The 1638-nt window shown below is 66.4% G+C and carries 1 protein-coding gene; it reads left to right on the top strand.

Translation table 11 applies throughout. The features are described from left to right. Window positions 1–128: 128 nt before the first annotated feature. Window positions 129–1638: IS1634 family transposase (locus tag AB0J42_RS37630; protein WP_364303371.1), on the top strand; the 1510-nt coding region annotated here is incomplete at its 3' end.

Below are 1638 nucleotides of genomic sequence, written 5' to 3'. Positions count from 1 at the left end.
GGCGCGTTCGGGCCTGAAACCGCAGGTCGGCGCGTTACGGCCTAGTGGAAACGACGAAAAGCCCTAGTGACACGACTTCTCCAATAACCCCGTCACAGCCTGCGCATCCGCTGCTACGGTCTGGTGACATGTTCGTCAGGACCGCCACCCGGAAGAACAAAAACGGCACCACGGTGCGATACCTCCAACTCGCCCACAACGAATGGGACCCCGTCACCAAAACCGCCAAAATGAAGGTCCTGCACAACTTCGGCCGCGAAGACCACATCGACCGCGCCGCCGTCGAACGCCTCGTCGGCTCCCTCTGCCGGCTCCTGGACCCGAGCCGCGCCGCCGCACTCACCTCAGGCGCCGACCTGACCTTCATCGGCTCCGCCGCCTTCGGCGGCCCCTACCTTCTCGACCAGCTGTGGCGGCAACTGAAGATCGACACGATCCTGACCAAGGCCCTCGCCTCCACCCGACGCAGCCCGTTCACCGAACGCGTCCTGTTCACCCTGGTCGCCAACCGCGCCCTGGACGCCTCCTCCAAACTGGCCGCCTCACACTGGATCGGCCGCCACGCCCACATCGACGGCCTGCCCGCCTGCAGCGACGACGCCTGCTACCGGGCGATGGACTGGCTGCACCAGGTCCAAGACTCCGTCGAACGCAAGGTCTTCGACCAGGTCGCCACCCTGCTCAACCTCGAAGTCGACCTGCTGTTCTTCGACACCACCTCCACCTACTTCGAGATCGACGAACCCGACAAGCCGATCGCCCGCGACGAACGCGGCCTCCCCCTTCCCGCCCGCGACACCAGCGGAAGGGACGACGGCAGCGACGGTGACAACGGGAGCGACGACGACGGAGATGACCATGGTGATGGCGGTGAGCAGGTGAAGAAGGGCTTCCGCGCCCGCGGCAAGTCCAAAGACCACCGTGACGACCTGCCCCAGATCGTCATCGGGATGGCCGTCACCCGCGACGGCATCCCGGTCCGCGTCTGGTCCTGGCCCGGCAACACCACCGACACCACCCTGATCCGCCAGGTCAAGACCGACATGCGGGACTGGACCCTGTCCAAGATCGTGTGGGTCGGCGACCGCGGCTTCGCCTCCGCCGGCAACCGCCGCCACCTGCGCCAAGGCGACCACCACTACATCATCGGCGAACGCCTGCGCTCAGGCTCACCCGAAGCCAAGGCCGCCCTGTCCCGGCAGGGCCGCTACCAGGACGTGGCCGACAACCTGAAGGTCAAAGAGGTACGGATCGGCGAAACCGACCGGTTCGTGATCTGCTACAACCCCGACGCCGCCGAACGCGACGCCGCCATCCGCACCCGACTGATCACCCAGCTCGAGGAGCTGATCGCCGGCTCGGACGCGCTGACCGCCACCAAACGCGCCGAGCTCCGCGGCGTCATCTCCACCAAGCCCGGCCTCAACCGCTACCTGCGCACCACCCCGAACGGACTACTCCGCATCGACGCCGCGAAGATCAAAACCGAGGCCAACCTCGACGGCAAGTACCTGCTGCGCTGCTCCGACCCCAAACTCACCGCCGAGGACATCGCCGTCGGCTACAAGCAACTCCTCGAAGTCGAGCGAGGCTGGCGCGACATGAAGCAGATCATCGACCTGCGCCCGGTCTATCACC

The sequence above is a fragment of the Nonomuraea sp. NPDC049649 genome (assembly GCF_040675175.1).
Taxonomy (GTDB): Bacteria; Actinomycetota; Actinomycetes; order Streptosporangiales; family Streptosporangiaceae; genus Nonomuraea.
Note: the sequence above shows the minus strand (reverse complement) of the source record. Positions and strands in the feature narration are given on the sequence as shown.